This window comes from Peribacillus sp. NPDC097225, assembly GCF_044761955.1.
Classification (GTDB): Bacteria; Bacillota; Bacilli; order Bacillales; family DSM-1321; genus Peribacillus.
In genome coordinates this window covers 1-3,017 of sequence record NZ_JBIWDJ010000018.1, presented here as the reverse complement: position 1 = coordinate 3,017, position 3,017 = coordinate 1, and the positions used below count along the sequence as shown (strand labels likewise).

Annotated in this window: 1 rRNA gene; it reads left to right on the top strand. The window is 51.8% G+C overall.

The annotated features are described in order from the left end of the window. Window positions 1-77 precede the first annotated feature (77 nt). Window positions 78-3,011: ribosomal RNA gene (locus ACIQXH_RS20355) — 23S ribosomal RNA — on the top strand. Window positions 3,012-3,017 lie beyond the last annotated feature (6 nt).

Below are 3,017 nucleotides of genomic sequence, written 5' to 3'. Positions count from 1 at the left end.
TACATTGTTCCTTGAAAACTAGATAATAGATAGAAGGCAATTAATTTTTTTCAAAGCATCAGTAAGATCTTTTTAACGGTTAAGTTAGAAAGGGCGCACGGTGGATGCCTTGGCACTAGGAGCCGATGAAGGACGGGACTAACACCGATATGCTTCGGGGAGCTGTAAGTAAGCTTTGATCCGGAGATTTCCGAATGGGGAAACCCACTGTTCGTAATGGAACAGTATCTCTACCTGAATACATAGGGTATTGAAGGCAGACCCGGGGAACTGAAACATCTAAGTACCCGGAGGAAGAGAAAGCAATAGCGATTTCCTGAGTAGCGGCGAGCGAAACGGAATGTAGCCCAAACCAAGAGGCTTGCCTCTTGGGGTTGTAGGACACTCAATATGGAGTTACAAAGGAACGGGGTAAATGAAGTGACCTGGAAAGGTCCGTCAAAGAAGGTAAAAACCCTGTAGTTGAAACTTCGTTCCCTCCTGAGTGGATCCTGAGTACGGCGGGACACGAGAAATCCCGTCGGAAGCAGGGAGGACCATCTCCCAAGGCTAAATACTACCTAGTGACCGATAGTGAACCAGTACCGTGAGGGAAAGGTGAAAAGCACCCCGGAAGGGGAGTGAAATAGATCCTGAAACCGTGTGCCTACAAGTAGTCAAAGCCCGTTAATGGGTAATGGCGTGCCTTTTGTAGAATGAACCGGCGAGTTACGATTTCATGCGAGGTTAAGTTGATAAGACGGAGCCGCAGCGAAAGCGAGTCTGAATAGGGCGAATGAGTATGAGGTCGTAGACCCGAAACCAGGTGATCTACCCATGTCCAGGGTGAAGTTCAGGTAACACTGAATGGAGGCCCGAACCCACGCACGTTGAAAAGTGCGGGGATGAGGTGTGGGTAGCGGAGAAATTCCAATCGAACCTGGAGATAGCTGGTTCTCTCCGAAATAGCTTTAGGGCTAGCCTCAAGATGAGAGTATTGGAGGTAGAGCACTGATTGGACTAGGGGCCCCCAACGGGTTACCGAATTCAGTCAAACTCCGAATGCCAAATACTTATTCTTGGGAGTCAGACTGCGAGTGATAAGATCCGTAGTCGAAAGGGAAACAGCCCAGACCACCAGCTAAGGTCCCAAAGTATACGTTAAGTGGAAAAGGATGTGGAGTTGCTTAGACAACCAGGATGTTGGCTCAGAAGCAGCCACCATTTAAAGAGTGCGTAATAGCTCACTGGTCGAGTGACTCCGCGCCGAAAATGTACCGGGGCTAAACGTATCACCGAAGCTGTGGATTGACACCGTATGGTGTCGATGGTAGGAGAGCGTTCTAAGGGCGTTGAAGTCAGACCGTAAGGACTGGTGGAGCGCTTAGAAGTGAGAATGCCGGTATGAGTAGCGAAAGAAGGGTGAGAATCCCTTCCACCGAATGCCTAAGGTTTCCTGAGGAAGGCTCGTCCGCTCAGGGTTAGTCGGGACCTAAGCCGAGGCCGAAAGGCGTAGGCGATGGACAACAGGTTGATATTCCTGTACCACCTATACATCGTTTGAACGATGGGGGGACGCAGAAGGATAGGGTAAGCGCGCTGTTGGATATGCGCGTCCAAGCAGTTAGGCCGGAAACGAGGCAAATCCCGTTTCCATTAAGGCGGAGCTGTGATGGCGAGGGAAATATAGTACCGAAGTTCCTGATTCCACACTGCCAAGAAAAGCCTCTAGTGAGATGTAAGGTGCCCGTACCGCAAACCGACACAGGTAGGCGAGGAGAGAATCCTAAGGTGTGCGAGAGAACTCTCGTTAAGGAACTCGGCAAAATGACCCCGTAACTTCGGGAGAAGGGGTGCTTTTTAGGGTGAATAGCCCAGAAAAGCCGCAGTGAATAGGCCCAGGCGACTGTTTAGCAAAAACACAGGTCTCTGCGAAGCCGCAAGGCGAAGTATAGGGGCTGACACCTGCCCGGTGCTGGAAGGTTAAGGGGAGAGGTTAGCGCAAGCGAAGCTTTGAACCGAAGCCCCAGTAAACGGCGGCCGTAACTATAACGGTCCTAAGGTAGCGAAATTCCTTGTCGGGTAAGTTCCGACCCGCACGAAAGGTGTAACGATCTGGGCACTGTCTCAACGAGAGACTCGGTGAAATTATAGTACCTGTGAAGATGCAGGTTACCCGCGACAGGACGGAAAGACCCCGTGGAGCTTTACTGCAGCCTGATATTGAATTTTGTTACAGCTTGTACAGGATAGGTAGGAGCCTGAGAAGCCGGAGCGCTAGCTTCGGTGGAGGCGTTGGTGGGATACTACCCTGGCTGTATTGAAATTCTAACCCGCGCCCCTTATCGGGGTGGGAGACAGTGTCAGGTGGGCAGTTTGACTGGGGCGGTCGCCTCCTAAAGAGTAACGGAGGCGCCCAAAGGTTCCCTCAGAATGGTTGGAAATCATTCGCAGAGTGTAAAGGCACAAGGGAGCTTGACTGCGAGACCTACAAGTCGAGCAGGGACGAAAGTCGGGCTTAGTGATCCGGTGGTTCCGCATGGAAGGGCCATCGCTCAACGGATAAAAGCTACCCCGGGGATAACAGGCTTATCTCCCCCAAGAGTCCACATCGACGGGGAGGTTTGGCACCTCGATGTCGGCTCATCGCATCCTGGGGCTGTAGTCGGTCCCAAGGGTTGGGCTGTTCGCCCATTAAAGCGGTACGCGAGCTGGGTTCAGAACGTCGTGAGACAGTTCGGTCCCTATCCGTCGCGGGCGCAGGAAATTTGAGAGGAGCTGTCCTTAGTACGAGAGGACCGGGATGGACGCACCGCTGGTGTACCAGTTGTCTTGCCAAAGGCATAGCTGGGTAGCTACGTGCGGAAGGGATAAGTGCTGAAAGCATCTAAGCATGAAGCCCCCCTCAAGATGAGATTTCCCATGGCGCAAGCTAGTAAGATCCCTGAAAGATGATCAGGTTGATAGGTCAGAGGTGGAAGCGTGGCGACATGTGGAGCTGACTGATACTAATAGATCGAGGACTTAACCAACGCTTT